The 17870-nt window shown below is 62.8% G+C and carries 14 protein-coding genes; 8 read left to right on the plus strand and 6 right to left on the minus strand.

What is annotated here, in order from left to right; translation table 11 throughout:
- Nucleotides 1-39: 39 nt before the first annotated feature.
- Both BMZ57_RS05775 and BMZ57_RS05780 read right to left on the minus strand, forming a co-directional pair.
- Nucleotides 40-504, minus strand: a complete 465-nt coding sequence (locus BMZ57_RS05775; RefSeq protein WP_045791947.1) for a hypothetical protein — start codon at nt 502-504, stop codon at nt 40-42.
- A 145-nt stretch (nt 505-649) separates the two neighbouring features.
- A complete protein-coding gene (locus tag BMZ57_RS05780; protein WP_010209706.1) occupies nt 650-1372 on the minus strand; it encodes a pirin family protein in 723 nt (240 codons plus the stop codon).
- Between the two features lie 180 nt (nt 1373-1552).
- Here BMZ57_RS05780 and BMZ57_RS05785 point away from each other — a divergent pair, with 180 nt between their 5' ends.
- Nucleotides 1553-2503 (plus strand): GlxA family transcriptional regulator, encoded by a 951-nt coding sequence (locus BMZ57_RS05785; RefSeq protein WP_010209707.1) that lies wholly within the window; start codon nt 1553-1555, stop codon nt 2501-2503.
- Between the two features lie 95 nt (nt 2504-2598).
- Nucleotides 2599-4122, plus strand: coding sequence for an ATP-binding protein (locus BMZ57_RS05790; protein ID WP_069672553.1), 1524 nt, complete (start codon nt 2599-2601; stop codon nt 4120-4122).
- Here BMZ57_RS05790 and BMZ57_RS05795 read toward each other — a convergent pair.
- Entirely contained in the window at nt 4069-6831 is a 2763-nt protein-coding gene (locus tag BMZ57_RS05795; RefSeq protein WP_069672554.1) for an ATP-binding protein, read from the minus strand. The two genes, BMZ57_RS05790 and BMZ57_RS05795, sit on opposite strands and share 54 nt — an antisense overlap.
- A gap of 58 nt (nt 6832-6889) precedes the next feature.
- Entirely contained in the window at nt 6890-7288 is a 399-nt protein-coding gene (locus BMZ57_RS05800) for a helix-turn-helix domain-containing protein (protein WP_010209711.1), read from the minus strand.
- Nucleotides 7289-7494: 206 nt separating this feature from the next.
- Between BMZ57_RS05800 and BMZ57_RS05805 the strand changes: the two genes are divergently transcribed.
- The 5 genes from BMZ57_RS05805 to BMZ57_RS05825 all read left to right on the plus strand — a co-directional run bounded on the left by BMZ57_RS05805 (nt 7495) and on the right by BMZ57_RS05825 (nt 12980).
- Nucleotides 7495-8403: a LysR family transcriptional regulator gene (locus BMZ57_RS05805; protein ID WP_010209712.1), complete on the plus strand. Its 909-nt coding sequence runs from the start codon at nt 7495-7497 to the stop codon at nt 8401-8403.
- Nucleotides 8404-8826: 423 nt separating this feature from the next.
- Nucleotides 8827-9417 (plus strand): antibiotic biosynthesis monooxygenase, encoded by a 591-nt coding sequence (locus tag BMZ57_RS05810; RefSeq protein ID WP_010209713.1) that lies wholly within the window; start codon nt 8827-8829, stop codon nt 9415-9417.
- On the plus strand, nt 9414-11252 hold the full coding sequence (locus BMZ57_RS05815; RefSeq protein WP_010209714.1) for an amidohydrolase: 1839 nt from the start codon (nt 9414-9416) through the stop codon (nt 11250-11252). The genes BMZ57_RS05810 and BMZ57_RS05815 overlap by 4 nt, the downstream gene beginning before the upstream one ends.
- A 29-nt stretch (nt 11253-11281) precedes the next feature.
- The gene (ycaC, locus tag BMZ57_RS05820) at nt 11282-11899 is read left to right on the plus strand and encodes an isochorismate family cysteine hydrolase YcaC (RefSeq protein ID WP_010209715.1); all 618 of its coding nucleotides are present in this window, start codon (nt 11282-11284) and stop codon (nt 11897-11899) included.
- A 199-nt stretch (nt 11900-12098) separates the two neighbouring features.
- Complete coding sequence (locus BMZ57_RS05825) at nt 12099-12980, plus strand: LysR family transcriptional regulator (RefSeq protein WP_010209717.1); 882 nt, start codon at nt 12099-12101, stop codon at nt 12978-12980.
- Here the strand turns inward: BMZ57_RS05825 and BMZ57_RS05830 are convergent.
- Nucleotides 12967-14004, minus strand: a complete 1038-nt coding sequence (locus BMZ57_RS05830) for an AraC family transcriptional regulator (protein WP_010209718.1) — start codon at nt 14002-14004, stop codon at nt 12967-12969. The two genes, BMZ57_RS05825 and BMZ57_RS05830, sit on opposite strands and share 14 nt — an antisense overlap.
- 1 nt (nt 14005) lies before the next feature.
- On the minus strand, nt 14006-14920 hold the full coding sequence (locus tag BMZ57_RS05835) for a GGDEF domain-containing protein (RefSeq protein ID WP_021492724.1): 915 nt from the start codon (nt 14918-14920) through the stop codon (nt 14006-14008).
- A gap of 381 nt (nt 14921-15301) precedes the next feature.
- Here BMZ57_RS05835 and BMZ57_RS05840 point away from each other — a divergent pair, with 381 nt between their 5' ends.
- Nucleotides 15302-17815, plus strand: coding sequence for a TonB-dependent receptor (locus tag BMZ57_RS05840; RefSeq protein ID WP_069672555.1), 2514 nt, complete (start codon nt 15302-15304; stop codon nt 17813-17815).
- Nucleotides 17816-17870 lie beyond the last annotated feature (55 nt).

The following is a 17870-nucleotide window of genomic DNA, read 5'->3' on the forward strand; positions in this document are numbered from 1 at the left end:
TGATCAGGCCGGTTTGGGGTTCCCGCCAGCAGCGCGGGGTTAAACGTTGTTGCCTTGCAAGCGATCAGCACCGCCTTCAGCCAGGCCACGTTCCTGCAGACGATCAGCACCGCCTTCAGCCAGGCCGCGTTCCTGCAGACGATCAGCCCCGCCTTCAGCCAGGCCACGTTCCTGCAGACGATCAGCACCGCCTTCAGCCAGGCCCCGTTCCTGCAGACGATCAGCCCCGCCTTCAGCCAGGCCACGTTCCTGCAGACGATCAGCCCCGCCTTCCGCCAGGCCACGTTCTTGCAGACGATCAGCACCACCTTCGGCGATACGACGTTCCAGCAGGCGGTCCGAACCGTTTTCGGCAACGCGGTTACCTTGCAGGCGGTCCGAGCCACCCTCTGCGACACGATTTTCGATCAGGCGATCCGAGCCGCCTTCAGCAACGACAGGGTGAGCAAATGCGTTTGCAGCGAGTACCGAGAAAGCGAGGCTAAGCAAGATTTGGCGTTTCATGAGGGTGTGCTCCGAGTGTTTTAGTTGGGTTGTTGCTGGTATGGGGTTGATGTTACGCGTTGCATTTTTTAAGAGAACTTCATTGGGCTGATGGTGACTATCGACGTCAGCGATGGCTCGTTCCGCCGAGCCATCGCAGGGCCGGTCAAGGCATCTGCGGCAGTTCCTGCGGGCGCAGGTCGAACACCAGCACCTCGGCGTCTTCGCCGTGGCCCAGGCGGATCTGCCGTTCATCCCGCACACGGGCACCGTCGCCTTCCTGCAAGCGTTGGCCGTTGACTTCAACGCTGCCTCGGGCCACATGGATGTACACATGCCGATCGGGCGCCAGGTCCAGGGTTGCGGCCTCGTCGCCGTTGAACAGCCCGGCGTACACCCGTGCGTCCTGGCGCACGCTGAGGGAGCCATCGCTGCCGTCCGGCGAGATGATCAACTGCAGGCGTCCACGTTTCTGCGCCTCGCTGAAGTGCTCCTGCTGATAGCGCGGTTCGGCGCCGGCTTGATTCGGCACGATCCAGATCTGCAGGAAGTGCACACCACGGGTCTGGCTGTGGTTGAACTCGCTGTGGGCCACGCCGCTGCCGGCACTCATCAGTTGCACATCACCAGGGCGGATCACCGAGCCCGTGCCCAGGGTGTCTTTGTGTTCCAGCGCGCCTTCCAGCACATAGGAGAAGATCTCCATGTCGCGGTGCGGGTGCTGGCCGAAACCTTTGCCGGCCGCGACGCGGTCATCGTTGATCACCAGCAGGTCGGAAAAGCCTTGTTCTTTCGGGTTCCAGTAGTTGGCGAACGAGAAGGTGTGGAACGACTTCAACCAACCGTGATTGGCGGCGCCGCGTTCGGAAGCTTTGCGAAGGGTCAGCATGGTTTTGTCCTCAAGTGGGAGCGGGCTGCGACATGCAGGGCTCCGGCGTTGAGAAGAAGGTTAATGGTTACTGAAACATTCATTAAGAAGATGAAAACTGAATAACTGTCTCTCGTGAGTTGACAGTGGTGGACGTGCCATAATGCCGTCCGCACTCCTTGACGATGGATCCTCCCCGATATGAAAACCGTGGCCATGGCGCTGTTTCCGGACTTCCTCCTGCTCGACATGGCCGGGCCGCTCGAAGTATTTTCGATTGCCAATCGCTACCTGCCGGCGGCGGAGCACTACCGGATCCTCACCCTCGGCACCGAGCCCGGCCCGCTGCGTGCCTCCAATGGCGTAGCGGTGCAGACTGATCTGTTACTGGACCAGGCCCAGGACGCCTATGACCTGTTGCTGGTGCCCGGTGGTCCCGGTGCCTACAACGAATGCCACCCCGCGTTGCTGCCCTGGCTCAAGGCAGCAGCCCCGCGGGCGCGGCGCTTCGGTTCTATCTGCACCGGGGCCTTTGTGCTTGGGCATGCCGGCCTGCTGGACAATCACCGCGTGACCACCCATTGGCACTACACCGAGCGGCTGATCAAGGCGTTCCCCAAGGCTATTGTCGAAACTGATCGTATCTATTTGCAGGACGGTCGCTTGATCACCTCGGGCGGCGTTACGGCCGGTATCGACCTGGCACTGTCGGTGGTGGCCCAGGACCACGGCAAGCAAGTCGCGGTGGACGTGGCCAAGGTGCTGCTGGTGGTGATGAAGCGCCAGGGCGGGCAAGCCCAGTTCAGCCCGATGACGGCGGCGGTTGCGCCTCAAGAAACCGCGATTACCCGTGTGCAGAACCATGTGCTCGAACATCTGTGCGAACCCTTCACCATCGAGTCCATGGCCGCGTTGGCTGGCATGAGTGCGCGGCATTTTGCGCGGCTGTTCGCCAAGGAGGTGCAGATGACGCCCATGGCGTTCCTGCAAGGCGCGCGCATCGACCGCGCCCGGCAGTTGCTGGAAACCACTGACCTGCCGCTCAAGACCGTGGCGTTCCACGCAGGCTTCGGCAGCGTGCGGCATATGCGCTTTTTGTTCAGCGAGAAACTGGGCCTGAACCCGACCCAATACCGACAACAGTTCAGTTAACGACAGAATGTCCGTGTTGCGCACCCGAATGTCCGTGTCGCTCCCCGTGCCAGCATTGTCCTGCCATCCCCAGGTGGCAAGATAGCGTCAGGCCCATGGAAAAGGATGCGCAGACGCCCAAGGCCGGGCGTTTCAGCGCTTTTACACGCATGAATAACCCTCAGGCGATTGACATTAATGGCACGCAGCGCTTCGGCGCTTATGTCTTTCACCGGCAACAGCGGAGGGTCAGCAAGTCTGGCTGGCCGGTGCCCTTGGGGGGACGTGCGCTGGATATCCTCACGGTGCTGCTCGAAACACCCGGGCAATTCATCAGCAAGGCGACGTTGATCGAGCGGGTCTGGCCGAACAGCGTGGTGGAGGAGAACAACCTGCGCGTGCACATCGCAGCACTGCGCCGTGCCCTCGATGGGCAGCGCTATATCCTCAACGACCCCCAGCGTGGCTATTGCTTCGCAGTCAAGCTGCAGGAAGGGCTGCCAGCCACGTTGCCCCGCCACAATCTGAGCGCACGGCTCAGCGCGGTGATGGGCTGCGAGGCATTGCTGGGTGTACTGGTGCGGCGTCTGTCCGGGCTGCAGTTGATGACGCTCACTGGCTGCGCCGGCGTCGGCAAGAGCACCCTGGCCCTGGCGTTGGCCGAACGCGTATTGCCGCGCTACCGGGATGGCGTGTGGTGGGTCGACCTGGCCACCGTCGAGGCGCCGGTGGCCATGCTGCGCCACCTGGCCACGGCATTGCACCTGGAGCCCATCGCCAGTGCCACCGAGCTGGGCCATCAATTGGCCTCCCGCCAGCTCTTGCTGGTGCTGGATGGCGCCGACCTGCTGCTGGGCGCCTGCCGGCACCTGGTGCGGGTGCTGCGCGAAAAAGCGCCCCAGGTCAGCGTGCTGGTCAGCAGCCGTGAAGCCCTGCATGTCGCGGGCGAGTGGGTGCAACGCGTGCCCCGGTTGGCAGTGCCTGCACCGTCGGCGCTGGGCAGTGTTGAGCAGGCGATGGCGTATCCGGCCGTGCAGTTGTTTGCGGCGCGGGCAAGCGCCGGTCAGCAGGGGTTTGTGCTGCGGCCCCAGGACCTGGCGCCAATGCGCGATATCTGCCGGCGCCTTGATGGCATCCCACTGGCCCTTGAACTGGCCGCCGCCCAGGTCGATGCGCTCGGCGTGCGCGGCTTGCAGCAGCAACTGAGCAAAGGCTTGCAGGTGCTGACCCGCGGCCGGCGTACGGCGGTGGAACGCCATCAATCCCTGACTGCCGCCCTGGACTGGACCTACCAACGCCTGAGCCTGCCGGAGCGCTGGCTGTTCCTGCAGTTGAGTTTGTTCAAGATGGCCGTGACCTTGCCCACTTTGAGCAAGCTGGTCAGCGGGACTGAATTGGAACACGCTGACCTGTCGTACCTGCTGGGGCGCCTGGTTGATACCTCGTTGCTAAGCCTTGAACCTGGCCCGGGCCTTGCGCGCTACCGCCTGCTCAACTGCGTGCGCAGCTATGCCCTGGCGCAGCTGCGTGACCCGGAGCAGGTGGCGCGCTTGCAGCAGGGCTATGGGCATTACCTGGGGCCGTTTTCAGGCCGGCCGTTTGTCCTGCAACTCGTCGAGCAGGCGGCGTACGCGGACTAGGTCAGGGGTGGCAAAACCTTCAGTGAACCGCGCGTAAATCGAGCCCAGCAAGTCCCGTGCAGCCTCTAGACGGCCTTGGGACAGCCACACACCCGCCAGTGACGTTGCACAGCGCAATTCCCAGGCCAGCGCGCCTTGCTGGTGCGCCAGGCCCAGGGCCTCCAGCAACAGTGCTTCGGCTGCGCGGGCATCGGTCATGCTTTCGGCGTGTACCCGCAGGATTTCCGGGGTGCACCAGCCCGCGTCGCCGGCGCGGGCACGGTCGAACCCGGGCGCGTCCACAGCGTGGGAACCCAGCGTGACAAGGATGTCCTCGATCAACCCCAGGCCTTGCAGGTCCTTGTGCCCGAGGATTCCCGCGTAGTGGCCTGCCCAGGTCTTGAATAACTGCACCGAATGCTTGTGGGCGTGTTCCAACAGCAAAGCCTGCAGGGTCTGGGCGGCGTCTTCGTCACCGTTGTAGCGGGCGATGACCACGCCCGCCAGGGCCAGGGTGTAACAGATTGAGGTGCCATGATTGATCTGCTGCGCCAACCCCAGCGCTTGGCTGGCGGTGCGCCAGGCTTGCTCGGGAAAGCCTTGCAACCACAGGATTCGCGCCAGCACCGTGAGTGAGGCGACGCTCTGGTCGTATTGCACACCGATGCCGTGGGCAAACCGGTTGAGGTGGCCACTGTGCGTCATGCGTTGGATCACTTGCTCGGCATTGTGCCGGGCGAGTGCCTGGTTGCCGTTGTAGTGCTGGGCCAGTACGCGCAAGCGCTGGGCGCTGATGTCCAGTTGCGGGTCGGTGCGTGGGTCGAGACGATCGAACTGCAGACTGTGCGCCAGCGCCTGGCGATACTGGCCAGCACACAGGTTCACCGCCATATGCCCGGAAACCGCACGCAATTGCCCTGGGACATCTTCGCTCGCGTCGGCCAAACGCCGTGCACTGACAAACGCGGCAATGGTCTGCGGGGCACCGCCCATGGCGTGATAGGACAGGCTGCCCAGCGCCAACTGCAGTTGCATCGTCAAACGGGGGCAGGGCGAGACGGCCTGGTCCATCAACGCCAGCGCCTTGTCCACGTACAAGCGGTGTTCCCTGAGCAACGACAACTCTTGCCACAGTGGCATTGCGCTGACCGTCAAGCGGATCGCCAGCAGGTGTTCGCCCTCCTGCGCGAGCCCCCAGTCGAGGGCCGAGCGGATATCTTCACGCAGCGGTGCATAGCGGTCGATCCAGGCTTGAGTGGCGACCGACTCCCAATCGTCGCGCGCCTGTTCCATCAGCGCCAGGCAGCGCTCGACGTGGCGGTCGCGGGTGGCGTCCAGCTCTTGGGCAACGCTAAGCTTTTCCAGGGCGTAGGTGCGGGTGATGTCCAGCAGGCGATAGACCATCTCGTCATCACCGGCTTCTACATTGAGCAACGACTTGGCAACCAATTGCGTGATCGAGACCAGCACCTCGGTCGGTGCGACCTGTCCCCCGGCGATCACCGCCGCCGCGCTGGCCAGGCTGAACCCGCCGCGAAACACGGCCAGGCGACGCAGGCAGATCTGCTCGCAGGCCGTGAGCAGTTCAAAGCTCCAGTCCAGCGTGGCCCGCAGGGTTTGATGGCGGGGCAGGGCACTGCGCCGACCGCGGGTCAGCAAACGGAAGTTGTCCTCCATTTGCACCAGTAGACCTGGCAAGCCAAAGCGTTCGATCTGCGCCGCCACCAACTCGATCGCCAGGGGAATGCCGTCCAGGCGCTGGCAGATATCGATCGCCAGCGGCAGTTCGGCGTCGCTCAGTTCAAAGCTGTCCTGGTGGGACATGGCCCGTTCGATCAACAATTGCAGGGCCGGATAGCCCAACGCCTGGGCGCGGTTGCCGGCGGCCGGCGGGCAGGCCAGGGGCTCCAGGCGCTGCACGTACTCACCTTCGGCGCGCAGTGCCTCGCGGCTGGTCGCCAGGATATGCAGCCTCGGCGCGTGGCGTAGCAGGGTTTCGCTGATCAGGGCGATGTCGTCCAGCAGGTGCTCGCAGTTATCGATCACCAGCAGCACCTGGCGTTCCTGCAGGCTGCGGGCGAACGCGACCAGGCGCTCATGCTCAGTGTGGGTGAGGTCGAGCAGCGCTGCGAGGTTGGGCAAGATCATCGACGGCGCACTCAGCGGCGCCAGGTCCAGAAAACGTATGCCGTCGCGGTAATGCCCGATCAGCAGTTCCGCCACCCGCAGCGCGACAGTGGTCTTGCCGATCCCGCCGGCGCCGGTGAGGGTGATAAAGCGCTGTTCGGGCAGTTGCTGCACCAGGCTGTCGATCAGGGCCTGGCGCCCGAGCATCCGGGTACGGCGCAGCGGCAGGTTGTGGCACGTGCCTTGCGGGGCGCCCTCGGTGGGTAGCGTCATCGGTTCGATGCTCAGTGGCGCAACAAAACTGTAGCCGCGCTGGGCGACGGTCACGATATAGCGCTGCCCGGCCTGGCCATCGCCCAAGGCCTTGCGCAACGCCGCCATATGCACCCGCAGGTTGCCGTCTTCCACCACACTTTTGGGCCAGACGCGGGCGATCAATTCCTGCTTGCTCACGACATTGCCGGCCTGTTCGAGCAGGATCAGCAGGATCTCCACTGCGCGCCGCCCCAGGCGCAACGGGCGACCGGCCTCCAGCACCAGGCGCTGGCGCGGGTGGATGCGATAGGGGCCGAAATGCACAGCCTGGTCGCTGAGGTCACTCATGGAAGGCCATGCTCGAAAAGGACAGAGCGGCCAGCATATTCCAGGTAAGCACCGACCACTAGGCTGCGATCACTTGAGGCTTATGGCGTAAGTAGCGATTTCGCCAGGTCATGGGATTGACGCCTTCGCTGCGGGTGAACATATGGCAAAAGTGCGCTTGGTCGCAAAACCCGCATTCCAGGCTGATTTGCGTCAGGCTCAGGGATGAACTGGTGATCAGTTCCTTGGCCCGTTGGATGCGCTGTTGACGGATCCACTCCTGCGGCGACAACCCGGTGGTGCACTTGAACGCACGGGAGAAATGGCTGCGTGACAACGCGCAGGCCTGGGCCAGGTCGGCAATGGCCAGGCTTTCGCCGAGGTTGGCCAGGATCAGTTGCTTGGCGATGCGCTCGCGCCGAGGGCACAGGCCTCCGGTGGCGGACAGACGAGGGGCATATTGCTCGAGTCGGGCCATGACAAATATCCGCAGTCGATGGGAGCGTTCCCGGTGGATGGATGCAGTGTAGACGGGGCCCATCTTGTTGCCGGACCATCCGGCTGACGAGTTAATCGTTGTTAATTTCGCCAGGTGCCGAGCTGGAAAAGACAGCACAGGCATGCAATGCAGGGCGCTTTTCCCATGCTTATCTGTAGGCTTGCCAACCGTTTGGACATGCCCCTATGAACCGCAACGACCTGCGCCGCGTCGACATGAACCTGCTGGTGATTTTCGAAGCGTTGATGTTCGAGAAGAACCTGACCCGTGTCGCCGAAAAGCTTTTTATGGGGCAGCCGGCGGTGAGTGCGGCCTTGGGGCGTCTGCGCGATCTGTTCGACGACCCGTTGCTGCTGCGTAACGGGCGGGGCATGGAACCCACGCCACGCGCCGTGGCGATACTCAAGGAGTTGCAACCGGCCATGGACACCATTTCCGGCGCCGTCAGCCGTGCCAAGGATTTCGACCCTTCTACCAGTTGTGCGGTGTTCCGCATCGGCCTCTCGGACGACGCTGAATTTGGCCTGTTCCCACCCCTGCTTAGTCAACTGCGCGAGGAGGCCCCAGGGATAATCGTGGTGGTTCGCCGGGCTAATTACCTCTTGATGTCGTCGTTGCTGGCCAGTGGGGAGATCACGGTAGGGGTGAGCTACACCACCGAGTTGCCGGCGAATGCCAAGCGCAAGAAACTGCGGGACATTCCGTGCAAGGTCTTGCGTGGGGATGACGGTGCTGCACCGCTGACCTTGGATGACTACTGTGAGCGCCCCCATGCGATGGTGTCGTTTTCCGGGGATTTGAGCGGCAACATTGACCTGGACCTTGCGCGCATCGGCCGGGCGCGGCGGGTGGTGTTGGCCGTGCCGCAGTTCAGCGGATTGCGGGCGCTGTTGGCGGGCACCCAGATTATCGCGACGGTGCCCGATTATGCGGCGTGTGCGTTGACCGAAGGCACCGCCTTGCGCGCGGAGGACCCGCCGTTCGCCATCGACGCGGCGGAGTTGTCGATGGTGTGGAGTGGGGTGCATGACAATGATCCGGCGGAACGCTGGTTGCGGGCGCGGATTGGGGAGCATATGGCGCGGGTGGTTTGATCTTTTGAGTCCATATCCATTTCTGCGGTAACGACTGCTATTGGTTCCGCCCTTGCGCACGCTCCAAAGCCTGCGTTCGGTCAGCGTGTTTTACGGGGGCGCCGAAGATCAAAAACCAAAGCGCGGCAGTCTTATAGCCGACCGGTATTGTGTGGTCGAACTCGGTCAAAAACTGTGGGAGCGGGCTTGCTCGCGAATGCGGTGGGTCAGTTACAGATATATCAACTGACCCACCGCATTCGCGAGCAAGCCCGCTCCCACATTTGGGTCTGCCTCTATCAGCCGATATCTTGCTGCTCTTGATCTGGCTGTTGATCGTGATCTCGGGCAACCCCACCAAACAGCACGTACATCCAATTTTCCCCACCGCACCCCCGGCAAACTCCCCCTCATCGCTGAAACATCAAGGCAGAGGGACATCCCATGGACCCAGCAGCAAAACCCGGCCCCGACGAAGTCGTCACCCTCGTCGTCAAACACCTGATCAAACAAGGCCATGAAGCCGACTACGAAGCCTGGCTACGCCGCATCGTGCGCATCGCCGGCGACCGTCCTGGCCACCTCGGTGTCGACGTAGTGCGCAGCAAGCAGGGCAAACTGGCACTGTTCACCTGCATATTGCGCTACCGCTCCACCGACGACCTTGAAACCTGGCTCGACTCTCCCGAACGCAAGACCTTGATCGCCGAAGCCACTCCGATGCTGGCCGAAGGTGACAACACCGAAATCGGCGCGGTTAACGAATTCTGGTTCAACCCCGAATCTGAAAACGCCGCCAAGCCGCCGCGTTGGAAACAGGCGGTGGTCACCTTGTGCGTCATCCTGCCGCTGACCCTGCTGGTACCCATCGTGTGGGGCCCGGTATTGCGCCTGCACCCGTTCCTGTCCAACTACGTGGTCGCCACGTTCCTGGTCACCGTGACTATCGTTGTGCTGGTGGTCTACCTGTTGATGCCGGCGGCCACCCGCCTGTTCGCTCCCTGGCTTGAAGCCTCTGTAAAGGAAACCCTATGAACGCCGATCTGATTCTGTTCAATGGCCAGTTCCACACTGTGGACCGTGAAAACCCACGCGCCACTGCCGTCGCCATCCGCGAGGGGCGCTTTGTCGCCGTGGGCAGTGACGGTGAAGCCATGGCCCTGCGCGGCAGTGGTACCCAGGTCATCGACCTCAAGGGCCGTACCGTCATCCCCGGCCTCAATGACTCCCACTTGCACCTGATCCGTGGCGGCTTGAACTACAACCTCGAACTGCGTTGGGAAGGCGTGCCGTCCCTGGCCGATGCCCTGCGTATGCTCAAGGACCAGGCCGACCGTACGCCAACCCCGCAGTGGGTGCGCGTGGTGGGGGGGTGGAACGAGTTCCAGTTCGCCGAAAAACGCATGCCGACCCTCGAAGAGTTGAACCAGGCAGCGCCCGATACGCCGGTGTTCGTGCTGCACCTGTACGACCGCGCCTTGCTCAACCGTGCTGCGCTGCGCGTGGCCGGCTACACCAAGGACACGCCAAACCCGCCGGGTGGCGAGATCGTGCGTGACAGCCACGGCAACCCTACCGGCATGCTGGTGGCCCGTCCCAACGCGATGATCCTGTATTCGACGCTCGCCAAAGGCCCGAAACTGCCGCTGGAATACCAGGTCAACTCGACTCGCCAGTTCATGCGTGAACTCAATCGCCTGGGCCTGACCAGCGCCATTGATGCCGGCGGCGGTTTCCAGAATTATCCGGACGATTACGCAGTGATCGAGCAACTGGCCAAGGACGAACAGTTGACGGTGCGTATCGCCTACAACCTGTTCACCCAGAAGCCCAAGGAAGAACTCAGCGACTTCAAGCAGTGGACCGGCAGCGTCACCCTGCACCAGGGCGATGACTACCTGCGCCACAACGGCGCGGGCGAGATGCTGGTGTTCTCGGCGGCGGACTTTGAAGACTTCCTTGAGCCACGCCCGGATTTGCCGTTGAGCATGGAGCAGGAGCTGGAGCCGGTGGTACGCCACCTGGTGGAGCAGCGCTGGCCGTTCCGCCTGCACGCGACCTATGACGAATCCATCTCGCGCATGCTCGACGTGTTCGAGAAGGTCAACCGCGACATCCCGTTTAACGGCTTGCCGTGGTTCTTCGACCACGCCGAAACCATCACCCCGAAAAATATCGAGCGTGTGCGCGCCCTCGGCGGGGGGATCGCGATCCAGGACCGCATGGCATTCCAGGGCGAGTACTTTGTCGAGCGCTACGGCGCCAAGGCCGCCGAAGCCACGCCGCCGATCAAGCGCATGCTCGCCGAAGGCGTGCCGGTCGGGGCGGGCACTGATGCCACGCGGGTGTCGAGCTACAACCCGTGGACTTCGTTGTACTGGATGGTCAGCGGCCGCACCGTCGGTGGCCTGGAACTGCACGCCGAGGGCCTGCCGCGCCTCACCGCGTTGGAGCTGTTCACCCATGGCAGCGCCTGGTTCTCGTCCGAGCAGGGCAAGAAGGGCCAGATCAAGGTCGGGCAGTTGGCCGACGTGGCGGCACTGTCGGCGGACTTCTTCAGCGTCGACGAAGAGGCCATCAAGTGGATCGAGTCGGTACTGACCGTGGTCGGTGGCAAGGTGGTCTACGGCGCCGGTGACTTCGAAGATTACGCACCGCCGCGCGTTCCGGTGCTGCCGGATTGGTCGCCGGTGGTCAAGGTGCCAGGGCACTGGCGCCCAAGCTCGCCCTTGCAGGCTCAGGTGCACCAATGCAGCGGCCCGTGCGGCGTGCATTCCCATAGCCATGAAAAGGCGCGCCTTTCCAGTGTGCCGGTCAGCGACTTCCAGGGTTTCTGGGGGGCGTTTGGCTGCTCGTGCTTTGCCTTCTGAATTCCATACATCCCTAAAGGAGTTACCCCATGCCTTACTCGCGCTTGAACAAAGATGACGCCGTGGTCCTGTTGGTCGATCACCAGACCGGCCTGATTTCTCTGGTACAGGACTTCTCCCCGAACGAATTCAAGAACAACGTGCTGGCGTTGGCTGACGTCGCCAAATTCTTCAACCTGCCGACCATCCTGACCACCAGTTTTGAAAGCGGTCCCAACGGTCCACTGGTTCCAGAGCTCAAAGCCCTGTTCCCGGACGCCCCGTACATCGCCCGCCCTGGCCAGATCAACGCCTGGGACAACGAAGATTTCGTCAAGGCGGTCAAGGCGACCGGCCGCAAGCAGATCATCATTGCCGGCGTGGTGACGGATGTGTGCGTCGCTTTCCCGACCCTGTGTGCCCTCGATGAAGGCTTTGAGGTGTTCGTGGTCACCGATGCCTCCGGTACCTTCAACGAAACCGTGCAACAAGCTGCCTGGGCGCGCATGACGGCCGCCGGTGCGCAACTGGTGAACTGGTTCGCCGTGGCCTGCGAGCTGCAAGTGGACTGGCGCAACGACATGGAAGGCCTGGCCAACCTGCTGTCGCCGCGCATTCCCAACTACCGCAACCTGATGAACAGCTACTCGGCGTTCACTGCCAAGTAACTAGCCTTCAAGGATGTAGGTAATTCCCTGTGGGAGGGGGCTTGCTCCCGAATGCAGTGTGTCAGTCCCAGCATCTGTGACTGACCCACTGCATTCGGGAGCAGGCCCCCTCCCACATTTGTTCGTGTTTCCCTATTTTGGTTTGTGGCGTGCCCACTAAACCGCTATAAAAACCGCAAATGTCCACCGAGAAGCGACAATGAACCCCTTCGAAGACATGCGCCTGTTCTGCCAGGTCATGGAGTCCGGCAGTTTCACCGCCGCCGCCGAGCAATTGGGGCTGTCCAAGCAGTTCGTCAGCCGCCGCCTGATCCAACTGGAAGACCGCCTGGGCGTACGCCTGCTCAACCGTTCCACGCGCCGGCTGGACGTCACGCCACTCGGCCAGAGCTACTACGAGTCCGCCTTGCGCCTGCTCAGTGAAGTCGAGCAGGTGGAGCAGGGCATCGCCGGCCAGAACAGCGAACCCCGCGGTACCATTCGCCTGAGCGCGCCCTTGTCGTTTGCCATGGCCCACCTGGGTTGCCTGTTGCCGCTGTTCCTGCGGCGCTATCCCCAGGTGGCGGTGGAGGTGGACTTGAGCGACCGCCCCGTGGACCTGATCGGCGAAGGCTACGACCTGGTGCTGCGCATCGGCACCCTGGAAGACTCCACCTTGATTGCCCGTCGCATCGCCAGCATTCCCCGGGTGTACTGCGCCAGCCCCGACTACCTGGCCCTGCGCGGTACGCCGCATAAACCCGACGACCTCGCCGAACACGATTGCCTGCCCTACGGCCATGGTCGCCAGGTGCAATGGCGCTTCAAGGGCAAGGTGCAGGCGCTGAACGTCAGCGGGCGCATGCGTGTGAACAACGGCGACCTGCTGCGCGACACGGCCATCGCCGGCCTGGGCGTGACCTACCTGCCGACCTTTATCGTCGGCGACGCGTTGAAGGATGGCCGCCTGGTCACCGTCCTCGACGAATTCGCCCCCGAGGCCCTGACCCTGTCAGCGGTTTACCCGCAACACCGGCAAGGCTCGCGGCCGGTGCAGGCACTGGTGGAGTTCCTGCGTGAACGCCTGGCTAGCGGCTGTTGAACAGCTGGCGGATCAGGTGGGGCGTGCTACCGGTCCAGCGCTTGAATGAACGGCGAAAGTTTGCCGCGTCGTTGAAGTTCAGGTACGCCGCCACTTCGTCATTGCTGTAACCCTTGACCTGATACAGGTGCAGCGCCACCTGCTTGCGCACACGGTCAACCTGCTGCTGAAAGCCGGTGGCATGTTTATGCAGCTTGCGCTTGAGGGTCGCCGGGCTCATGGCGAAGGCATGCGCGGCCTGTTCCAGGCTTGGCGGCTGGCGCACCTGCTCGCGCAGGTAGTCGTAGAGACAATCAAGAAAACTGCTGGTGAAGCCCAGCTGTTCGATCTGCTCGCGGGCGTGTTGGCGCGCGACTTGGCCTGCGGTGGCCGAGGCGCCCGGCCACGCGCGGATGAGGTGTTCGCGGGGGATGCTCAGCATGTCCAGCGGTCGCTCAAAACGCGTGCCTTCCCCCAGGTGCACCCAATACTGTTCGACATAACGCGGTTCGGCATGGCTGAAGCTGGCCGTCCACGGCAGGCGCTCGCCGCTGAGCCATTGGCTCATGGCAACCAGTGAGGTCATGCTGGCTTCGAGCAGGAAGCGCCAGTGTTCACCGGCGCCGCAACTGTCCAGCCAGTACAGGTAGGCGTGGTGCTCATCCAGCTCCAGTTGCAGGGTGACCAGCGGGCTGAGCAACACCTGTTGCTGGATCAGAATGTCCAGGGCCTGGTGCAGGTTCTGTGCATGACCCAACGCGTGGCTGGCGGCGCCGTAGTAGCCGGGCAACAGGCGTTGGCCAAACAGAAAACTGCTGTCATCCGCGTCCAGTAACTTGCGGCTGTTGCCGATCAATCCGAGGAACTGCTGCGGGCTCAACCGCGCAGTGCCGGCCAGGATGTCTTCGTGGAACAAGCCGGTGCCGCGCAGCAGGCGATGGCTGTCGATGTCCCGTGACAGGGCCAGGTCGATCAGCGTGGCCGGTTGGTAGTGACCGGGAATAAAGCGGCTGTCGGCTTCGTACCAGCTGGTTTTGACGGCCATCTCAGGCGCTTTTCGCCAGGGGCTGCTTGGCCCTGGCCAGGGCCAGGTTGAGGCGCTTGAGCAGGTCGTGGGGCGGCTCGTTCAGGGCCATGACCACGGCAGTGGTCGCCGCCAGTTGCAGACGTTCACCGTGCAGCCGGGTTTTGTGGGCCAGGCCGCGCACTGCCTGTTGCAACTCCAGCGCCAGCGCCTTGGCCTGGCGCTCGCCGGTATTGGGCAGCAGCACCACAAACCGATCGCCGGCCAGGCGGCACAGCAGGTCCTGCCGGCGCAGGTTGAGCAACAACAAATGGCTGAGGGCCTGCAGCACCGCGTCGCCCTCGGCATGCCCGTAGGCCTGGTTGATGGCGGCGAAGTTGTCCAGGTCCAGAGCCAGCAGCGACAGGGGTTGTTGCTGGGTGTGGCTGTCCTGCAGGCTGTCGGCCAGCTGGCGCTTGAGGTAGTCGGCACCGGCCAAGGGGGTGAGTTTGTCGAACAGCCGATGCTCGCGAAACAACCGCTCGCGCTTTTCCATCTGCGCGCTGATCGCCAGTTGCTCGCGGTGCCAATGGTAGATGCCGATGGTCAGCAGGATCATGCCCACCGGCATTGGTCCGGATTCCAGCCAGTGGTCCCAGGTGATGCTGTCGGGCAGGCGGATGAATTCGTCGAGGCTGTCGATCCACCAGGAGAAAAAGATGCATGACAGGCCTAGCGCCAGGTAGTTGGTGACGCGCCCGGCGGGGCGGCTTTTCAGCACCAGGCCCAGCCAGACCAACGCCAACAGCGCGGAGCCGCCTTCGCCGACGATATCCAGCCACACCCATTCGCTGAAGCTTTTCAACTCGCCGCAGGCCAGGTGCAGGATCAGCCCGAGGTTGGCCGCGATCAGCAACAGGGAGAGTTTCCAGCGGTGGGGCTTGAGCACGGAAAACATGGCCGCGAGTCCTTGGGCAAATAAGCGATGGGCGCCAGCACAGCAGATGGATGTGACGGTTGCGTGACGGTGGGGAGGGGTCGAATCAGCTCATCCGTCCAGGCATTGAAAATCAAAAATGGGGGCGGGGGCTTGCCCCCGATAGCGGTGTGTCAGCGGAAAATCAGGTGACTGACCTACCGCCATCGAGGGCAAGCCCCCTCCCACAGTTGATCTTCACAGGTCATATCAGCTCATTTCACATCGAATCCCAGCGTAGAGCCCTTGTTTACGGGCCTTCACGCCACCCCTTGTCACAGAACCGTCATCCCCCACCCCTAGCGTGCCCTTCCAGTTGCCGGGCCTCTTGCCTGGCGCCAACGGATTCTTGGGGAGGATTGCATGTACAAGCGCACCGGGCTCGTCGGCTTCACGCTTACTGCCTTGGCCCTGGCAATTGCCAGCGAGCGGCTTTCGGCGGCCGAAGTGAGCAACACCGAGCACGTCGAAGTGGTCGGCCAGGCGGCAGCCATGGATCAGGCGCTCAAGGAGCAACGCAGCGCCGACAGCATCAAGAGCGTGGTGCATGCCGACGGCGTGGCCCAGTTGCCGGATGAAAACGTCGCCGAAGCGGCGCAGCGCCTGCCGGGTATCAGCGTGGAACGCGACCAGGGCGAAGGGCGCTTTGTCAGCGTGCGCGGCCTGGGCCCGGACCTCAACAGCGTGACCATCAACGGCACCCTGGTGCCCGCCCCGGAAAGCGCACGCCGCGCGGTGGCCCTCGATGTGCTGCCTTCGGAGCTGGTGCAGTCGCTGTCGGTGATCAAGACCCTCACCCCGGACATGGACGCCAACTCCCTCGGCGGCACCGTCGATGTGCAAAGCCTGTCGGCCTTCGACCACAAGGGCCTGTTCTACACCGGGAGCACCGAAGCCAGCTACGACAAGAACACCCACCAGACCAGCCCGAAATTCTCCGGCGCTGCCAGCAACCGTTTCAGCCTCGGCGACGGCGTCGACAACTTCGGTGTGGCCGCCGCGCTCAGTTGGCAGAAGCGTGACTTCGGCTCGGACAACGTCGAGACCGGCGGCGCGTGGGATTTCACCCATGGCGCCAAGCTCAACGAATTCGAACAGCGCGACTACGACATCAGTCGAGAACGTGCCGGTGGCGGTCTGAACTTCGATTACAAGCCCGATGACCTCAGCAGCTACTACCTGCGCACCCTCTACAGCAGCTACAAAGACACCGAGACCCGTAACGCCACCAGCATCGAATTTGCCGACCCACTCGCCGCCGGCGAACTGGGCGATGCCGAGGCCAAGCGCAAGCTGAAGAACCGCGAAGAGACCCAGAAAATCCAGTCCTATGTGTTCGGTGGCGAGCGCATGCTCGGCCTGTGGACCCTGAGTGGCCAGGCCGGCTACAGCCAGTCCAGTGAAGACAGCCCGGCGCATATCGCCGGCGCCACGTTCGACGGCGGTGACTTTGCCAACAGCGGCTTCTACGACAAAGACAAGCCACGCCCGATCATTGGCAGCGGCTTCTATGACGCAAGCAACTTCACCCTCGACAAGGTCGACTGGGAAAAACAGAACACCAAGGACACCGAGAAAAACCTGCGCCTGGACCTGGTCCGCGACTACGACCTGAGCGGCTATGCGTCCCAGGTGAAGTTCGGCGGCAAGGTCAGCCGTCGCAACAAGGGCAACGACCTGGAAGCCTGGGTCTACAAAGACTTCGACACCCTCGGTTTTACCGACGACCAGCTCAACCTCAGCCAATTCCAGAAAGGCAACGTGGACTACCGCCTGGGCAACTACGGGCCAGGCATCAGCCCCAGCAGCATCAAACACCTGATCGGCAGCCTCAACGCCGCAGACTTCTATGACGAGACTGAATCCCGGGTCAACGACTTCACCCTCCGTGAAGACATCAACGCCGGTTACCTGATGAACACTATCGATATCGACGACTGGCGCTTCATCGCCGGCCTGCGTTACGAAGGTACCGAGTTCGAAGCCAAGGGCACAGGCGCCACCGATGGCGTGTTCACGCCCACCGAGACCAAGCGCCGCTATCACCACTGGCTGCCGGGCCTGCATGCGCGCTACCAGATCGACAAGAACACCCAGGTGCGCGCGGCCTGGACCAAAGCCGTGGTGCGCCCGACCTTCGGCCAATTGGCACCGGGGTTTGTCATTGACGATGACGAGGCCACCTTCGGCAACCCGGACCTCAAGCCCCTGGAATCGAGCAACCTCGACCTCGGCATCGAGCACTTCATGGGCCGCGCCGGCACCGTCTCGGCGTTTGTGTTTTACAAGGACATCAAGAACTTCGTCTACAACACCGACCTGGCCGGCAGCGGGGCCTGGGCCAACTTTTCCGAGGCGCATACCTATGCCAACGGTGACAGTGCCAAGCTCTACGGCCTGGAACTGGCCTACTCACAGAAATTCGATTGGCTGCCTGCACCGTGGAACGGCCTGCTGATCGGTGCCAATACCACGTTCAGCCGTTCCAGCGCCGACATCGAAGGCTTCGACAGCGCCAGCGGTTCGAATCGCAAACGCAACATCAGCCTGCCTAACCAGTCAGACACCGTCGGCAACCTGATGCTTGGCTGGGAAGACGACAAGCTCAGCCTGCGTCTGTCGGCCAACTACAAATCGGCCTACCTCTACGAGCTGGCCTCAATCAACGACAAAGCCCACGACCTGCACGTCGACGCCCAGACCTTCGTTGATTTCAGCGCGCGCTACTCACTGACCAAGAACCTGCAAGTCAGCTTCGAGGCCCAGAACCTTACCGATGAGTCGTACTTCGTCTACACCGGCCACCGCAGCTACAACGGCCAGTACGAAGAGTACGGCCCGACCTACAAGCTGGGCCTGACGTTCACCCACTTCTAACTCGCCTTTTTTCCACTGTAGGCGCGAGCGAGTTCGCTCCTGCACGACAAGGATT

The organism is Pseudomonas simiae (assembly GCF_900111895.1).
Lineage (GTDB): Bacteria > Pseudomonadota > Gammaproteobacteria > Pseudomonadales > Pseudomonadaceae > Aquipseudomonas > Aquipseudomonas simiae.

Excerpts from the sequence above, each read along its gene's own strand:
- BMZ57_RS05775 (WP_045791947.1), bottom strand. The coding sequence starts at position 504 with ATGAAACGCCAAATCTTGCTTAGCCTCGCTTTCTCGGTACTCGCTGCA.
- BMZ57_RS05780 (WP_010209706.1), bottom strand. The coding sequence starts at position 1,372 with ATGCTGACCCTTCGCAAAGCTTCCGAACGCGGCGCCGCCAATCACGGT.
- BMZ57_RS05785 (WP_010209707.1), top strand. The coding sequence starts at position 1,553 with ATGAAAACCGTGGCCATGGCGCTGTTTCCGGACTTCCTCCTGCTCGAC.
- BMZ57_RS05790 (WP_069672553.1), top strand. The coding sequence starts at position 2,599 with ATGGAAAAGGATGCGCAGACGCCCAAGGCCGGGCGTTTCAGCGCTTTT.
- BMZ57_RS05795 (WP_069672554.1), bottom strand. The coding sequence starts at position 6,831 with ATGAGTGACCTCAGCGACCAGGCTGTGCATTTCGGCCCCTATCGCATC.
- BMZ57_RS05800 (WP_010209711.1), bottom strand. The coding sequence starts at position 7,288 with ATGGCCCGACTCGAGCAATATGCCCCTCGTCTGTCCGCCACCGGAGGC.
- BMZ57_RS05805 (WP_010209712.1), top strand. The coding sequence starts at position 7,495 with ATGAACCGCAACGACCTGCGCCGCGTCGACATGAACCTGCTGGTGATT.
- BMZ57_RS05810 (WP_010209713.1), top strand. The coding sequence starts at position 8,827 with ATGGACCCAGCAGCAAAACCCGGCCCCGACGAAGTCGTCACCCTCGTC.
- BMZ57_RS05815 (WP_010209714.1), top strand. The coding sequence starts at position 9,414 with ATGAACGCCGATCTGATTCTGTTCAATGGCCAGTTCCACACTGTGGAC.
- ycaC (WP_010209715.1), top strand. The coding sequence starts at position 11,282 with ATGCCTTACTCGCGCTTGAACAAAGATGACGCCGTGGTCCTGTTGGTC.
- BMZ57_RS05825 (WP_010209717.1), top strand. The coding sequence starts at position 12,099 with ATGAACCCCTTCGAAGACATGCGCCTGTTCTGCCAGGTCATGGAGTCC.
- BMZ57_RS05830 (WP_010209718.1), bottom strand. The coding sequence starts at position 14,004 with ATGGCCGTCAAAACCAGCTGGTACGAAGCCGACAGCCGCTTTATTCCC.
- BMZ57_RS05835 (WP_021492724.1), bottom strand. The coding sequence starts at position 14,920 with ATGTTTTCCGTGCTCAAGCCCCACCGCTGGAAACTCTCCCTGTTGCTG.
- BMZ57_RS05840 (WP_069672555.1), top strand. The coding sequence starts at position 15,302 with ATGTACAAGCGCACCGGGCTCGTCGGCTTCACGCTTACTGCCTTGGCC.